We start from the raw sequence: 13,949 nt of genomic DNA on the forward strand, positions 1-13,949 counted from the left end.
GGCCGGCGTGGACGGCCTCGGCGGGCTCCGTCCGCGTCGTGGGCCGGACGACGAGCGCCGCGGGCGCCCCCCGGCGAGGCGGCGGGCCCGGGGGCCGGTCCGGCGGGCGGCGGGCGGCCCCGGACGACCGGTGTTCGACTCCGTCACCGAGCCGGCCCGCCATGCCGGGGCCCCACCGCGGCCGGGTACCGCGCGACCGTCGATCCCGATGACGAGCCGCCCGCAGATCCACTACTGAGGGATCATCAGGTGCGGTCCGCCGGCGCCTCATGAGGGGTGGGACGATGACCCCATCCGGCTGGTGCCGCGCCACCGAGCAGGCTTCCTGCGTTCCCTCCGGCCCTGAGTACGGCGAGACTTGGGAGTGCTCGCGCACCTCCCCCTCCCGACCGGCGACCCGCCGGCGACCGGCCCCGGAGCGGACACCCACCCGCCAGGTACCAGACACGACGGAGAACCATGACCGCCGACGGCACGACCCCCGACTCCGGCCCGCAGACACGCGCCGCCACGCTCCTGCGCCGCCCCAAGCTGTGGCTGATGCCCACCGTCCTCACCGGACTGCTCGCGCTCCTGCTGTCGCTGCTCTACATGGGCGGCGTCGTCAGCCCGCAGCGCGACCTGCACGACCTGCCGATCGCACTCGTCAACGGCGACACCGGCAAGCCGCCGACCGGGCAGCGACAGAACCTCGGCACCCAGATCGCCGCGGCCATCACCTCGGACACCTCGAGCGACACCGCCGACTGGCGGCAGTTGTCCCGGGCCCGGGCCCAGGACGAGCTCGACTCGGGCAAGGTCTACGGCGCCCTGGTCATCCCCGCGGACTTCACCGACTCGGTGACCGCGCTCACCAGCACGCACGCGACCGCGCGGCCGACGCTGACCGTGCTGACCAACCCCGCCAAGGGAAGCCTCGGTTCGTCCCTCGCGAGCAAGATCACCACCACGGCGGCCCAACAGGCCTCCCGGACCATCGGCGAGCGGCTGACGGCGGCCGCCACGGGAGCGGACTCCACGCAGAAACTCCTGCTGGCCGACCCCGTCGTCGTCACCACCCAGGCCGGTCACGCGCTCGGCGACGACAGCGGTCTCGGTCTGAGCGCCTTCTACTACACCCTGCTGCTCGTACTGGCCGGCTTCATGGGCGGCAACGTCATCAGCAACGGCGTGGACACCGCGCTCGGTTACGCCGACAACGAGATCGGTCCCTGGCACACCCGGTTCCCCACGGTGCCCGTCAACCGCACCCAGACGCTGCTGCTGAAGATGGTCATGACGGCCGGCATCACGGTCGTCAGCGTCTCCCTCGTGCTGCTCGCCTGTGTCGGCGTCCTGGGCATGGACGCGACCCACATTCCGCTGCTGTGGATCTACTCCTACTGCGCGGCCCTCGCGGTCGGTCTCGGCGTCCAGGCCATCAACGCGGCCTTCGGCGGGATCGGCCAGTTGGTGTCCATGTTCGTCTTCATCGTGCTGGGCCTGCCCTCCTCGGGCGCCACCGTCCCGCTCCAGGCCGTCCCGGGCTTCTACCGCTTCCTGTCCTACTTCGAGCCCATGCGTCAGCTCAGCGACGGCGTCCGGGCGATCCTCTACTTCGACGCACGCGGCGACGCGGGGCTGACCCGGGCCTGGATCATGATCGCGGTCGGTGCGGTCGCCGGCCTGCTCTTCGGCTTCGCGATGACCACGTACTACGACCGTACGGGCCATCGGCGCCTCACCCCGCAGCGCGCCTGAGCGACGGGTTCGAAACCCACTCCCGAACCCCGTCCGGCGGCACGTCCCGCCGGGTGGGAACCTCGGCCTTGCTCACCGCGGGCACCTCTCGTCACCGCGGTCCCGACCCATGAATGGTTTGATCTTCAACTATGACTCGACGGATCTTCATAGACAAGCAGAGCCCCAAGGCCTACCACGCGCTGGTCCAGACGTCCGAGGCCGTGCGGACGACCGCCGCCGACGCCGGTCTGGAGCGCACCGTCGTGGAACTGATCAACCTGCGCGTCTCGCAGCTCAACGGCTGCGCGTTCTGCCTCGACCTGCACACCAGGGCCGCCCTGCGCGCGGGCGAGGAAACCCGGCGGCTGGGTGTCCTCGCGGCCTGGCGGGACACCGACCTCTTCACTCCTGCGGAGCGCGCCGCCCTGGCGCTGGCGGAGGCGACCACCGTGCCGCGCGACGCCGCCGCTCAGGAGGCCGCGTACGCCGACGCCCTGGAGGTGCTCACCGAGGACCAGATCTCGGCGGTGATCTGGGTGGCCGTCACCATCAACGCCTTCAACCGGGTGTCGATCCTCAGCAAGCATCCCGTGCGCTGAGCGGACGGGGCCCAGCGCGGGGGCGGCCTGCGCGGGGGCCAGGGCACGGTGGAACGTCGGGCACGTGTAGATCACCTGCGGCAGCCGTTCCACCGGGACCTCCGCGTGGCCGGCGACGTTCAGGCCGTACAGCGGCCCGCCGCCGGCCGGACCCGCCGAGGTCGCACCGAGGTCGCACCGAGGTCGCACCGAGGTCGCACCGACCAGGATCCCCGGTCGGCGTCGAGTACGTCGCGGGGACGCCGGCCGGGGCGGGACCGGACGTCGTGGGCGTCGAGGCGGAACCCGTCGCGGGCGCCGGTCCCCCCAGCGCACCGGCCGCTCGCGGGCCGAACCGCCCGCGCCGTCGGCCGACCGGCCGGAGGCCACTGGGGAACGGAGCGGGAGGGCCGCGATTGCCCGGCGCCGAGGCCGGTAAGAATCGTCTGGCCCGGTGAGCACCGACCGTTCCCCTCTGGAGGCCCGCCCATGCCCCGTCCCGTCGCCCCCGACGGCCCGGAGTCCGTCAACGCCGACGCCTGGCAGGCCTACGCGAGGCACCACCTGCGGCGCGGCACGGTGCTCGCGGAGGCGGAGCGGATCGACTGGGGGTTCCCGGACGCGGGGCCGGACGAGGCGTTCCTCGGGGAGCTGGCGGGCCGTCGGGTCCTGGACCTCGGCTGCGGACCGGCCCGGCACGCCGCCCGGCTCGTCCGCGCCCACGGCGCCATCGTCGACGCGGTCGATCTGGCGCCGGGTCAGATCGAGCGGGCCCGGGACCGGTACGGGTCGCTGCCCGGGCTGCGGCTGCTGAGCGCCGACGCCGTCGAGCACCTTCGGACCGCGCGGCCGTACGACCTGATCTACTCCGTCAACGCCGTCCCGTACGTCGATCCGCGGCGGCTGTTCCCCGCCCTGGCGACCGCGCTGAAGCCCGGCGGAACGCTGTGCTTCTCCGTGCTGCACACCAACTCCCGTGGCGAAGGGCCGACCTCGGAACCGGTGGCCCGCCCGGAGACCCTGCGGTTCGCGGGCGGCGGCGAGACGACGGTTCGGATGTGGGTGCCCGCCACCGAGGTGTGGGAGGAGCTGCTCACCGAGCACGGGCTGCGCGTGGAGGACGTGGTGCCGGTGACCTCGCCCGACCCCGTCAACCTCGCGAGCTACCGCGTCTTCCGGGCCCGGCGCCTCCTGCGCGTCTCCGCCCGCCCCCGCACCGGCCTGCCGCCCGTCGCGCACGCGGCACTCGGCGTCGGCGCCATCCTGCACGGACCCAGGGGACTGCTGCTGGGCCGTCACCGCCGGGGCACCTGGGAGCTGCCCGGCGGCACGGTGGAACCCGGGGAGTCGCTCCGGGAGACGGTCGTGCGGGAGCTGCGGGAGGAGACCGGACTGCGGGCCGACCCGTCGAAGGTGCGTCTGCTGGGCACCCTGCTCGACCGGGTCGGGGGTGTCGTGCGGATGACCGTCGGCGCCGTCGTCACCGACTGGGAGGGCGAGCCGGCCGACCAGCCCGGCGAGAGTGTCGGCGACTGGCGCTGGTACTCCCTCGACCACCTGCCGCCGTCCCTGTTCGTGTGCAGCGCCCAGTCCCTCACCGCCTGGCGCCCGGACCTGCCGATCGACCACGCCCCGGCCCACTTCACCCCGTACGACGACCGGGCGGGCGGCGCCGACGGCTGACGCCGCGGCGTACCCCGAGCGGCTCTTCCGGCGGTTCCTCGGCACCGGCGAACAGCGGTGGGACGGACGGTGTCCCCGTGCTGCCGCGCGGCACCCGGCACTCCCACCGCGTGGCAGCAGCACAGACGGTCGGACGGCGTGGTCGAATCCGGTGCGGGCCACCCGGAACAGTGCGTTCTGTCACCCGTTCCCGTGGCCGTCGCGCCCATCCCCTGGCGGGAGTTCCCACAGGTCATGAGAAAGTTGCGGACCAAACTACCCAGGGGGGTCTGTGACACGACATCAGAAGCGGTCCGGGGTGCGCAGAAAGTCTCTGACGCTGCTCGTCGCGCTCGGCACAGTGGCCGGTGCGGCGCTCGCGGGGGCGGCCTCCGCCGAAGCCGCGACCTGGACCACCGTGGCGGCAGGAGTGGCGTACCAGCAGTACGACCTCCAGGCGGCCGCCGGAAAGACGCATGTGCACGTGCTCAGCGTCGATCTCACCAACACCCACGTGCGCCTCGGGCTGTTGTACCCGGGGGCGGTCGCGTCGCGCGCGTCCATCTCCTCGCTGGCGAACAGCCAGAAGGCCGTCGCCGGCATCAACGGCGACTTCTTCAACATCAGCGAGACGCAGCACCCGGGCGTCGCGGCGACCGGGGCGAGCGTGGGGCCGGCGGTCGTGAACGGGAAGGCGCTCAAGGGCGCGGTCCCGACGGCCCAGCGCTTCGGGCCCGAACTGCCGCCGGGCACCGACACCAGGGCCGTGGTCGGCGTCGGTACCGACGGCAAGGCCCGGCTGGACAGCCTGTCCCTCAACGCGACGTACAGCACCTTGGGGCGGCGGCTGGCGTTGGGCGGCGTCAACCAGTACGCACTGCCGGAGAACTCCGTCGGCGCGTACACCTCGGACTGGGGCAGCGTCTCGCGCAAGCGGGCCACCTGCGGCACGGACACCCAACGGGCCGCGGCGTGCAGCACCAGCACGTACGAGGTGACGCTCAAGAAGGGCCGGGTCGTGTCGACGTCGACCACGCCCGGCAGTGGCACCATCGCGACCGGCACCACGGTCCTCGTCGGGCGGGAGGCGGGCGCGCTGCGCCTGAAGAAGCTCGTCAAGGGCCAGGCGGTGGCGGTGCGGTACGGACTGAAGTCCGCGTCGAAGTCGGCGTACAGCTTCGCCGTCGGCGGCTACCCGATCCTGTCGGGCGGCAAGTCGTCGGCCGGTCTGGACACGTCGGTCTCGGCGGTGCGCACGGCCGTGGGGATCGGCAACGGCGGCAAGCGCGTGTTCCTGTTCGCGCTGGACGGGGCCACCGCGTACCGCAAGGGCCTGACGATCGCCGAGGTCGCCACCGCCCTGAAGAACCTCGGCGCGACCGAGGGCTTCAGCCTGGACGGCGGCGGCTCCTCGACTCTCGTGGCCCGCCCCGCGGGTTCGGCCGAGGTCACGGTCCGCAACCACCCGTCCGACGGGTACGAGCGCCCGGTGTCCAACGGCATCGGGGTCTTCACCAAGTAGCCGCCCAGGTCATGGGTGACCCCGCAGTGGCCTCACGGTCGAAGGCCGCCGACGATGTCGGCCGTCGCCGTGAGGCCACTGTGGATGGTGGGAGCCATGCTGGTGCCGGCCAGCAGGAACCCGAGCAGCAGGCAGACCAGCGCGTGCGAGACCTTCAGCCCGCCGTTGCGCATGAAGATCACCGCCAGGACCAGCAGCAGCAGCACCGCGGAAATCGAAACGGCCACCGTCAACCTCCTCCGCCACGTCCGTTTTGATAGTTTTCGGAGTTGAGTGTGACGTAAACGGTGGTTCGTCCGTGCGGCTGATCCGTCCGCCGAACGAGTGGTGTCGGACGTGGTCCGTGCGAGGCGCCTCAGGAGGTGACTACGCCGTCCGGCGGGCGTCCAGGAAGGCTTCCAGGCCGGCCAGGTCGTCGGTGTTGAGGTGGTCGACCCCGGCGGCGAGGAGTTCGGCCCACAGCGCGTCCCGGGCGGGACCCGCGAGGTCCGGCGTCGCCCAGAACCGCACCTGCTGCCCGCGTGCGTGGGCCGCCCGCACGACACCCCGCAGCTTCTGCCGTTCCGCTTCGGGGAAGGCTCCGACACCGGACCAGGTGAAGTTGAGCGTCCAGTTGTCACTGATCAGCGAGGCGAACGACGCCTGAGAAGTGCCGAGGTCGCTGAGCCGGCCGTCGTAGAAGGCCCGGCGGACCGCCTGCGCCTCCATGGGCGTACGGGCCGCGCGGTCGCCGGAGATGACGGCGGTGACCGGACCGGAGTGGACACGGCCGTACGCGTACGTCGTGAACAGGCCCTTGTGTCGCTTGAGTCGACGGTCGAGTTCGAGGTACGTCGAGGAGCCCTCGGTCTTGATGTCGATGAGCAGTTGCAGCGGCCGCCGGTACCCCGGGTACACGGACCCGTGACCGGCCCTCACGCGGGCGGCGAGCGGGGCGAGGTAGAGGGACTCCAGGGTGCGGGCGGGGTCGAGTCGGTCCGCCGAGTGGGCGACGAGCAGTTCGCCGTCGACCAGGAAGACGTCCGCCTCGACGCTGCCGAAACGGTGGTCGAGGGCGTCGAGCAGGGGGCGCGGGTGCTCGTAGTCGTTGTGGGCGTGGGTGCGCCACAGAGGGCGGGGGCCGCGCCCGTGCCCGTCGGCGAACGCGCTGCCGGCGGGCGGGGCGAGCACCGCGGCGGCGGTGGCGCCGAGGCCGGTGAGAACTCTGCGGCGAGTGACGAGGGCCATGCTGTTCCTCCCTGCGGGGCGGGTCCGGACCACAGGGAGTATGGGCTGCCCGAAGGCCAACGAACCTGCACATGACAGGAGTTGGCCGGACCGCCGTCGCTTGTTCACTCCTTCCGCCCAGGAGCGCGAAAAAGCCCGCCCCAGGTGGGGCGGGCTTCACCGGGTGAGGGTCAGGGGGCCCGCAGATCGACGAGTTCGGCCACGGCGGTCCGGTGGGCACCCGCGGTGCCGTAGGCGATCGAGTCGGCCTTGGCCCGCTTGAGGTTGAGGTGGATCGGGTGTTCCCAGGTCATGCCGATCCCGGCGTGCAGTTGCAGCGCCTCCTCGGCGGCGTGAACGGCGACCCCTGCCGCGTAGGCCTGGGCGACGGCCACCGCGATGTCGACGTCCTCGCCGCTCGCCAGCGCGTCGGCCGCCCCCCGGGCCACGGCCCGGAGATTGACGACCTCGAGCCAGAGCTGCGCCAGCCGGTGCTTGATCGCCTGGAAGCCGCCGACGGGCCGGTTGAACTGCTTGCGCTCCTTCAGGTAACGCACGGTCTCGGTCAGCGCCCAGTCCGCGAGCCCGAGCTGCTCGGAGGCCAGCAGTCCGGCGCCGGCCCCCAGGGCACGCCGCACGGCGGGTTCGGCGTCGCCGAGGCGACGGCCGGGGGCGCCGGTGAGGGTGACGGTCGCGAGCGGGCGGGTGAGGTCGAAGGACACCTGCGGGGTGATGGTCGCTGCCGAGGCGTCGACCGCGTACAGGCCGCCGTCGTCCGCGGGCACGAGCAGCACGTCGGCGACGGCGGCGTCCGCGATGCCGGACAACTCCCCCTGAAGAAGGTCTCCTTGGACGTGCACGGCCTTCAGGGCGGCCCCGGGCGCGGTGTGCAGCCCGACCGCCAGGGCGCCGATCGTCCGCCCGGACGCCAGCCGGCCGAGCAGTTCCTCGTCCCCGGCGACCAGCAGTGCCTCCGTGGCGACCACGGCACTGGTCAGATACGGCACGGGGGCGACGGCGCGCCCCAACTCCTCCAGGACCACGGCGACTTCGCGGTGGGTGGCGCCCTGGCCACCCAGCTCCTCGGGCACCAGCAGGCCCGCGAGGCCCATACCGTCGGAGAGCGCCTTCCAGGCCGCGAGATCGTGCGGTGCGTCCGACTCCGTACGCACGATGACCCCGGGCGCGTCGCAGTGGTCGGCGAGCAGGTCGCGGACGGCGGCGCGCAGCGCCTCTTCCTCCTCGGAGTAGAGGAGATCGGGCTGTGCGCTCATCGGGCCAGGTCCTTCCAGGCGACGTCCTTGTCGGTGCGCGGCTCGGACGGCAGGCCCAGCACGCGCTCGGCGACGATGTTCAGCAGGACCTCACTGGTCCCGCCCTCGATGCTGTTGCCCTTGGACCGCAGGTAGCGGTATCCGGCGTCGCGGCCGGTGAAGTCCACCAGCTCCGGGCGGCGCATCGTCCAGTCGTCGTACAACAGGCCTTCCTCACCTCGGAGTTCGACCTCCAGGCCGCTGATCTCCTGGTTGAGGCGGGCGAACGCGAGCTTCATGCCGGAGCCCTCGTAGCCGGGCTGGCCGGCCACGAGCTGCTGGCGCAGACGTTCACCGGTGAGGCGGGCGGCCTCGGCCTCGACCCAGAGCCTCAGCAGCCGCTGGTGCAGATCATGGGTGCGCAGCTCGGGCCGCTCGCGCCAGGTCTTCGAGACCGGGCCGATCATGCCGCCCTCGCGGGGCAGCCGCATGCCGCCGATGGACACGCGTTCGTTCATGAGGGTGGTCTGCGCGACCCGCCAGCCGTCGCCGACGTCACCGAGGCGGTGCGAGTCGGGGATGCGGACGTCGGTGAGGAACACCTCGTTGAACTCGGCCTCGCCGGTGATCTGGCGCAGGGGCCGGACCTCGACCCCCGGGTCGGTCATGTCGCAGACGAAGTAGGTGATGCCCGCGTGCTTGGGCAGGTCCGGGTCGGTGCGGGCGATGAGGATGGCCCAGCGGGCGACGTGGGCACTGGACGTCCACACCTTCTGCCCGTTCACGACCCACCCTCCGCCGCTCTCCCGGACGGCGCGGGTGCCGAGCGCGGCCAGGTCGGAGCCGGCGCCGGGCTCGCTGAACAGCTGGCACCAGACCTCCTCGCCCACCCACAGGGGCCGCAGGAACCGCTGCTTCTGCTCCTCGGTGCCGTAGCGCAGGATCGTCGGCGCGGCCATGCCGAGGCCGATGCCGATGCGCCGGGGGTCGTTGTCGGGGGCGCCCGCGGCCGCCAGCTCGGCGTCCACGACGGCCTGGAGCGACCGGGGCGCGCCCAGCCCGCCGAGACCCTCGGGGTAGTGGACCCAGGCCAGCCCCGCGTCGAAGCGGGCCTTGAGGAAGTCCGCCGGCCCGGTGTCGGCGGGCGGGTGCGCGGCCAGCAACTCAGCTGTGCGGCGCTTCAGTTCGGCTGCGTCGGTCATGCGGCGGCTCCGTTCTGCGGTACGACCGCGACCCGGCCGGTGGTGACGCCGTCGCCGACCCGCTGCACGGCGGCCGCGGCCCCGTCGAGCGGTACGCGCTCACTCACCAGCGGACGGATCGCGCCCCGGGCGGCCAGCTCGGTGAGCTGCTCGTGGCAGTGCTGGACCAGCTTCGGGTTCTTGGTGTTGTACAGGCCCCAGTGCAGGCCGAGGATCGAGTAGTTCTTGACGAGCGCGTGGTTCAGCGCGGGATTCGGAATCGTTCCGCTCGCGAAGCCGACGACCACGATCCGGCCCTCGAAGGCGACGGCCTTCGCGGACTGGGTGTAGGCCTCGCCGCCGACGGGGTCGTAGATCACGTCCGCGCCCCGGCCACCGGTGGCCTGCTTCACGGCGCCGACGACGTCCTCGGTCCGCCGGTCGATCACCACGTCGCAGCCCAGTTCCCGGGCCACGGCGGCCTTCTCGGCGCCGCCCACGACACCGATGACGGTCGCGCCCGCCGCCTTCCCGAGCTGCACGGCCGCGCTGCCGACCCCTCCGGCGGCAGCGTGGACGAGCAGCGTCTCGCCGGCCTCCAGGCGCGCCCTGCGGTGCAGGCCGAACCAGCCCGTCTGGTAGCCGATGTGCAGGGCGGCGGCCTCGGCGTCGTCCAGCGACTCGGGGGCGGGAAGCAGAGCGGCCGCGTCGGCGACGGCGTACTCGGCGAAGCCCCCGTACGGCAGGGCCGGGTTGGCGATCACGCGGCGGCCGTCCTCGGTCTCGCCGCAGATCTCCACGCCCGGCGTGAACGGCAGCGGGGGCCGCACCTGGTAGTGCCCCCGGACCATCAGCACGTCCGGGAAGTTGATGTTCGCGGCGCGCACCCTGAGCAGGACCTGGCCGTCGCCGGGGGTGGGCCGCTCCACCTCCTCGAGCCGCATCACCTCGCTCGGCTCGCCGTTCTCGTGCACCTGCCATGCCTGCATGCGGAGCCTCCACGGGACTGCGTCGTCCGACCGGCGTTCGGACCGATCGCTCGCATACTAAGCGGTCGCTTGCCACGAGGGAACAGGCCACGGCCGAAGAGTCGCCTCCGTCACCCCTGCCGGGGCCTCGCCCGAACATGCATCCGCTCCCCTTGCGGCCCGAACAGGCTCAGGAACTCGGCCGGGCCCTCCCCCGTCGATCCGAACCAGTGCGGCACCCGCGTGTCGAACTCGGCGGCCTCTCCCGCCGCCATCACCACGTCGTGTTCTCCCAGCACGACCCGCAGCCGCCCGGACATCACGTACAGCCATTCGTAGCCCTCGTGCGTGCGCAGCTCGGGCTGCTCATCGCTGCGCGGCACCAGCACCTTGAACGCCTGGAGGCCGCCGGGCTGGCGGGTGAGCGGCCAGAAGGTCCGCCCGTGCCGCACGATCGGCTTGGCCCGCACCCGCGGATCGCCCACGGGCGGCGCCCCGACCAGCTCGTCCAGCGGCACCTGGTGGGCCTGGGCGATCGGCAGCAGCAGCTCCAGACTGGGCTTGCGCAGCCCGGACTCCAGCCGCGAGAGGGTGCTGACGGAGATCCCGGTCGACTCGGACAGCGCCGCGAGCGTCACCTCCCGCTCCTTCCTGAGCCGGCGCAGCCTCGGGCCGACCTCCGCGAGTACGTCATCGGTAGTCATGCCTCCATATTGCCGAACCGGCAAAGATGTTTGTCAATCCCGCGGCCGCCCGGCGACGGTGGTCGCGGAGGTGGTCACCATGACCGAGAAGGCCGATGAGTACGAAGTGATCGTCGTCGGCGGCGGCGCCGCCGGCCTGTCCGCGGCGCTCGTGCTGGGCCGGGCCCGGCGCCGCACGCTGGTCGTCGACGCGGGCGAGCCACGCAACGCGCCCGCGGCCCATATGCAGGGCTATCTGTCGCGGGACGGCATGTCGCCCGCCGAGTTCCTCGCCGCCGGCCGCGAGGAGATCGCGCGCTACGGCGTGGAGCTGGTCCGCGACCGGGCGGTGGACGCCACCGTGGGCGAGGGCTTCGCCGTACGGCTCGCCGGCGGTACCCCCTCCTCCGGGGGTAGCCGGACGGTGCACGCACGCCAGCTCGTCGTCGCGACCGGCCTGAAGGACGAGCTGCCACCGGTCGCGGGTCTCGCCGAGCGCTTCGGCCGGGACGTGCTCCACTGCCCGTACTGCCACGGCTGGGAGGTCCGCGACCAGGCCTTCGGCGTGCTCGCGACCACCCCGATGGGGGTCCACCAGGCGCTGATGGTGTCCCAGTGGTCGAAGGACGTGACCTTCTTCCTGCACACGGTCGCCGAGGCGGAGCTGACCGACGAGGACCGGCGCAGGCTGGCCGCGGCCGGCGTGCGGGTCCTCCCCGGCGAGGTGGCCGGGCTGGTCGTCGAGGACGACCGGCTCACCGGGGTCCGGCTCGAGGACGGGCGGGTGCACGACCGCGACGTGGTCTTCGTCGCGCCCCGGGCGGTGCCGCGGACGGATCTGCTCTCCCGGCTGGGCGCCGAGATGAGCGAGACGCCCTTCGGCGCGTACCCCGTGGTCGACGGACGCGGCCTGACGACCGTGCCCGGCCTGTGGGCGGCGGGCAACGCGTCGGGCTTCGCCGAGCAGGTCGTGAACGCGGCGAGCCGCGGCTACCGGGCCGGGGCCGCGATCAACGGGGAGCTGCTGATGGGGGACCTCGACGCGGCTGTCGCGGCTGCCGCAGCCGGCCAGGCGGTGCGGGTGTAGCGACGGCGGGTGTGGCGGCGGTGGGTGTGGCGGCGGTGCGGATGTAGTGGGGCCTTCGGCGTAGCACCATGGCTGCATGCTGCTGACCCGGCTCGCCGACGTGTCCCGGGAGGTCGCCGCCACCTCGGCGCGCTCCCGCAAGATCGCCCTGCTCGCCGAACTCTTCCGGGACGCGGAGGCGGACGACGTACCGATCGTCATCCCCTACCTGGCCGGACGCCTCCCCCAGGGACGCCTGGGCGTCGGCTGGAAGGTGCTGAGCCCGCCGGTGGCCCCGGCCGGCGAACCGACTCTCTCCGTGCGGGAGGTGGACGCCCTGCTCAGCGAGCTCGGCGAGGTGTCGGGCCCAGGTTCGCAGGCCGAACGGGCGCGCCTGGTAGGTGAGTTGATGGGCGCGGCCACCGCCGACGAACAGCGCTTCCTGCTCGGCCTCATCACCGGCGAGGTCCGGCAGGGTGCGCTGGACGCCGTCGCCGTGGAGGGTCTGGCACAGGCGACCGGGGCGCCCGCCACGGACGTACGGCGGGCGGTGATGCTGGCCGGATCGCTGCAGACGGTGGCACAGGCGCTGCTCGCGGACGGGCCCGCGGCGCTGGAGGCGTTCCGGCTGACCGTCGGCCGCCCGGTGCTGCCGATGCTCGCGCACACCGCGTCCTCCGTCACCGAGGCGGTCGGCAAGCTCGGCGTCTGCGCGGTGGAGGAGAAGCTGGACGGTATCCGCGTCCAGGTGCACCGCGACGGCGACGACGTCCGCCTCTACACCCGCACCCTGGACGACATCACCGACCGGCTGCCCGAAGTGACGGACGCGGCCCGGCGATTGGCGGGGTCGCGGTTCATCCTGGACGGCGAGGTCATCGCGTTCGACGAGGCGGGGCGCCCCCGCTCCTTCCAGGAGACGGCCGGCCGGGTCGGCTCCCGGGTGGACGTGACGGCGGCCGCCGAGGCGGTCCCGGTCTCCCCCGTGTTCTTCGACGCGCTGTCCGTGGACGGCCGGGACCTGCTCGACCTGCCGTTCGCCGAACGGCACGCGGAACTTGCCCGGCTGGTGCCCGAGCCGATGCGGGTGCGCCGCACGGTCGTGTCCGGCCCCGAGGACGCCGAAACGGCGGAGCGGTTCTCGAGGGAGACGTTGCTGCGCGGGCACGAGGGAGTCGTGGTGAAGGCCCTCGACGCGCCCTACAGCGCGGGCCGGCGCGGCGCGTCCTGGCTCAAGGTCAAGCCCGTGCACACGCTCGACCTGGTGGTGCTGGCCGCCGAGTGGGGCCACGGGCGGCGCACCGGCAAGCTCTCCAACCTGCACCTCGGCGCCCGCACCGCGGACGGCGGCTTCGCCATGCTCGGCAAGACCTTCAAGGGGCTGACCGACACGATGCTCACCTGGCAGACGGAACGGCTGCGGGAACTGGCCGTCGACGAGAGCGGGCAGGTGGTGACCGTACGCCCCGAACTCGTCGTGGAGATCGCCTACGACGGTCTGCAACGCTCCACCCGCTACCCGGCCGGCGTCACGCTCCGCTTCGCCCGGGTGCTCCGCTACCGCGAGGACAAGCGCCCGCAGGAGGCGGACACGGTGGAGACCCTGCTCGCCGCCCACCCGGAGGTGCGCCCATGACACCCGCGCCGAAGAAGCGCAGCGCGGGCCTGCTGTTGTTCCGCCACACCGACGACGGCCCACAGGTGCTGCTGGGCCATATGGGCGGCCCGTTCTTCGCGAAGAAGGACGCCGGCGCGTGGACCGTCCCGAAGGGCGAGTACGAGCCCGACGAGCCCGCCTGGGACGCGGCCCGCCGCGAGTTCCAGGAGGAACTGGGCCTGCCGCCGCCCGACGGCGAGGCCATCGATCTCGGGGAGGTCCGCCAGACGAACGGCAAGCTCGTGACCGTCTGGGCGATCGAGGCCGATCTCGACCCGGCCGCCATCGATCCCGGCACGTTCACGATGGAATGGCCGCCGAGGTCCGGGCGGACCCAGGAGTTCCCGGAGCTGGACCGGGTGGCCTGGTTCGGGCTCGACCGGGCCCGCGACGTGATCGTCACGGCACAGGCCGCGTTTCTCGACCGCCTGGCGGAGCACTCGGGCTAGGA

Annotated in this window: 13 protein-coding genes; 7 read left to right on the forward strand and 6 right to left on the reverse strand. The window is 72.9% G+C overall.

Features of this window, described 5'->3' with window-relative positions:
• Positions 1-459: 459 nt before the first annotated feature.
• The 4 genes from ACIPFH_RS38655 (at position 460) to ACIPFH_RS38670 (ending at position 5,484) form a co-directional block, all read left to right on the forward strand.
• Positions 460-1,740, forward strand: a complete 1,281-nt coding sequence (locus ACIPFH_RS38655; RefSeq protein ID WP_401834041.1) for a YhgE/Pip domain-containing protein — start codon at positions 460-462, stop codon at positions 1,738-1,740.
• 131 nt (positions 1,741-1,871) lie between these two features.
• Entirely contained in the window at positions 1,872-2,321 is a 450-nt protein-coding gene (locus tag ACIPFH_RS38660; protein ID WP_401834042.1) for a carboxymuconolactone decarboxylase family protein, read from the forward strand.
• Positions 2,322-2,789: 468 nt separating this feature from the next.
• A complete protein-coding gene (locus tag ACIPFH_RS38665) occupies positions 2,790-3,983 on the forward strand; it encodes a bifunctional class I SAM-dependent methyltransferase/NUDIX hydrolase (protein WP_401834044.1) in 1,194 nt (397 codons plus the stop codon).
• 298 nt (positions 3,984-4,281) lie between these two features.
• A complete protein-coding gene (locus tag ACIPFH_RS38670; RefSeq protein ID WP_401834045.1) occupies positions 4,282-5,484 on the forward strand; it encodes a phosphodiester glycosidase family protein in 1,203 nt (400 codons plus the stop codon).
• 32 nt (positions 5,485-5,516) lie between these two features.
• Here ACIPFH_RS38670 and ACIPFH_RS38675 read toward each other — a convergent pair whose 3' ends face one another.
• The 6 genes from ACIPFH_RS38675 to ACIPFH_RS38700 all read right to left on the reverse strand — a co-directional run bounded on the left by ACIPFH_RS38675 (position 5,517) and on the right by ACIPFH_RS38700 (position 10,796).
• Positions 5,517-5,711: a hypothetical protein gene (locus ACIPFH_RS38675; protein ID WP_401834047.1), complete on the reverse strand. Its 195-nt coding sequence runs from the start codon at positions 5,709-5,711 to the stop codon at positions 5,517-5,519.
• A 139-nt stretch (positions 5,712-5,850) separates the two neighbouring features.
• Positions 5,851-6,711, reverse strand: a complete 861-nt coding sequence (locus ACIPFH_RS38680; protein ID WP_401834049.1) for a phosphatidylinositol-specific phospholipase C/glycerophosphodiester phosphodiesterase family protein — start codon at positions 6,709-6,711, stop codon at positions 5,851-5,853.
• A gap of 170 nt (positions 6,712-6,881) precedes the next feature.
• Complete coding sequence (locus ACIPFH_RS38685) at positions 6,882-7,964, reverse strand: acyl-CoA dehydrogenase family protein (RefSeq protein ID WP_401834051.1); 1,083 nt, start codon at positions 7,962-7,964, stop codon at positions 6,882-6,884.
• Positions 7,961-9,145: an acyl-CoA dehydrogenase family protein gene (locus ACIPFH_RS38690; RefSeq protein WP_401834052.1), complete on the reverse strand. Its 1,185-nt coding sequence runs from the start codon at positions 9,143-9,145 to the stop codon at positions 7,961-7,963. The genes ACIPFH_RS38685 and ACIPFH_RS38690 overlap by 4 nt, the downstream gene beginning before the upstream one ends.
• The gene (locus tag ACIPFH_RS38695) at positions 9,142-10,113 is read right to left on the reverse strand and encodes an NADPH:quinone oxidoreductase family protein (RefSeq protein ID WP_401834055.1); all 972 of its coding nucleotides are present in this window, start codon (positions 10,111-10,113) and stop codon (positions 9,142-9,144) included. The genes ACIPFH_RS38690 and ACIPFH_RS38695 overlap by 4 nt, the downstream gene beginning before the upstream one ends.
• Positions 10,114-10,223: 110 nt before the next feature.
• Positions 10,224-10,796: an XRE family transcriptional regulator gene (locus ACIPFH_RS38700; RefSeq protein ID WP_356248219.1), complete on the reverse strand. Its 573-nt coding sequence runs from the start codon at positions 10,794-10,796 to the stop codon at positions 10,224-10,226.
• Positions 10,797-10,875: 79 nt separating this feature from the next.
• Here ACIPFH_RS38700 and ACIPFH_RS38705 point away from each other — a divergent pair, with 79 nt between their 5' ends.
• From ACIPFH_RS38705 to ACIPFH_RS38715, 3 genes are all read left to right on the forward strand, one after another.
• The gene (locus tag ACIPFH_RS38705; RefSeq protein WP_401834058.1) at positions 10,876-11,862 is read left to right on the forward strand and encodes an NAD(P)/FAD-dependent oxidoreductase; all 987 of its coding nucleotides are present in this window, start codon (positions 10,876-10,878) and stop codon (positions 11,860-11,862) included.
• A gap of 76 nt (positions 11,863-11,938) precedes the next feature.
• Positions 11,939-13,477: an ATP-dependent DNA ligase gene (locus tag ACIPFH_RS38710; RefSeq protein WP_401834060.1), complete on the forward strand. Its 1,539-nt coding sequence runs from the start codon at positions 11,939-11,941 to the stop codon at positions 13,475-13,477.
• Positions 13,474-13,947 (forward strand): NUDIX domain-containing protein, encoded by a 474-nt coding sequence (locus tag ACIPFH_RS38715; RefSeq protein ID WP_401834062.1) that lies wholly within the window; start codon positions 13,474-13,476, stop codon positions 13,945-13,947. Before ACIPFH_RS38710 ends, ACIPFH_RS38715 begins: the two co-directional genes overlap by 4 nt.
• Positions 13,948-13,949 lie beyond the last annotated feature (2 nt).

The organism is Streptomyces sp. NPDC088157, from assembly GCF_044741545.1.
Classification (GTDB): domain Bacteria; phylum Actinomycetota; class Actinomycetes; order Streptomycetales; family Streptomycetaceae; genus Streptomyces.

Excerpts from the sequence above, each read along its gene's own strand:
- ACIPFH_RS38655 (WP_401834041.1), top strand. The coding sequence starts at position 460 with ATGACCGCCGACGGCACGACCCCCGACTCCGGCCCGCAGACACGCGCC.
- ACIPFH_RS38660 (WP_401834042.1), top strand. The coding sequence starts at position 1,872 with ATGACTCGACGGATCTTCATAGACAAGCAGAGCCCCAAGGCCTACCAC.
- ACIPFH_RS38665 (WP_401834044.1), top strand. The coding sequence starts at position 2,790 with ATGCCCCGTCCCGTCGCCCCCGACGGCCCGGAGTCCGTCAACGCCGAC.
- ACIPFH_RS38680 (WP_401834049.1), bottom strand. The coding sequence starts at position 6,711 with ATGGCCCTCGTCACTCGCCGCAGAGTTCTCACCGGCCTCGGCGCCACC.
- ACIPFH_RS38685 (WP_401834051.1), bottom strand. The coding sequence starts at position 7,964 with ATGAGCGCACAGCCCGATCTCCTCTACTCCGAGGAGGAAGAGGCGCTG.
- ACIPFH_RS38690 (WP_401834052.1), bottom strand. The coding sequence starts at position 9,145 with ATGACCGACGCAGCCGAACTGAAGCGCCGCACAGCTGAGTTGCTGGCC.
- ACIPFH_RS38695 (WP_401834055.1), bottom strand. The coding sequence starts at position 10,113 with ATGCAGGCATGGCAGGTGCACGAGAACGGCGAGCCGAGCGAGGTGATG.
- ACIPFH_RS38700 (WP_356248219.1), bottom strand. The coding sequence starts at position 10,796 with ATGACTACCGATGACGTACTCGCGGAGGTCGGCCCGAGGCTGCGCCGG.
- ACIPFH_RS38705 (WP_401834058.1), top strand. The coding sequence starts at position 10,876 with ATGACCGAGAAGGCCGATGAGTACGAAGTGATCGTCGTCGGCGGCGGC.
- ACIPFH_RS38710 (WP_401834060.1), top strand. The coding sequence starts at position 11,939 with ATGCTGCTGACCCGGCTCGCCGACGTGTCCCGGGAGGTCGCCGCCACC.
- ACIPFH_RS38715 (WP_401834062.1), top strand. The coding sequence starts at position 13,474 with ATGACACCCGCGCCGAAGAAGCGCAGCGCGGGCCTGCTGTTGTTCCGC.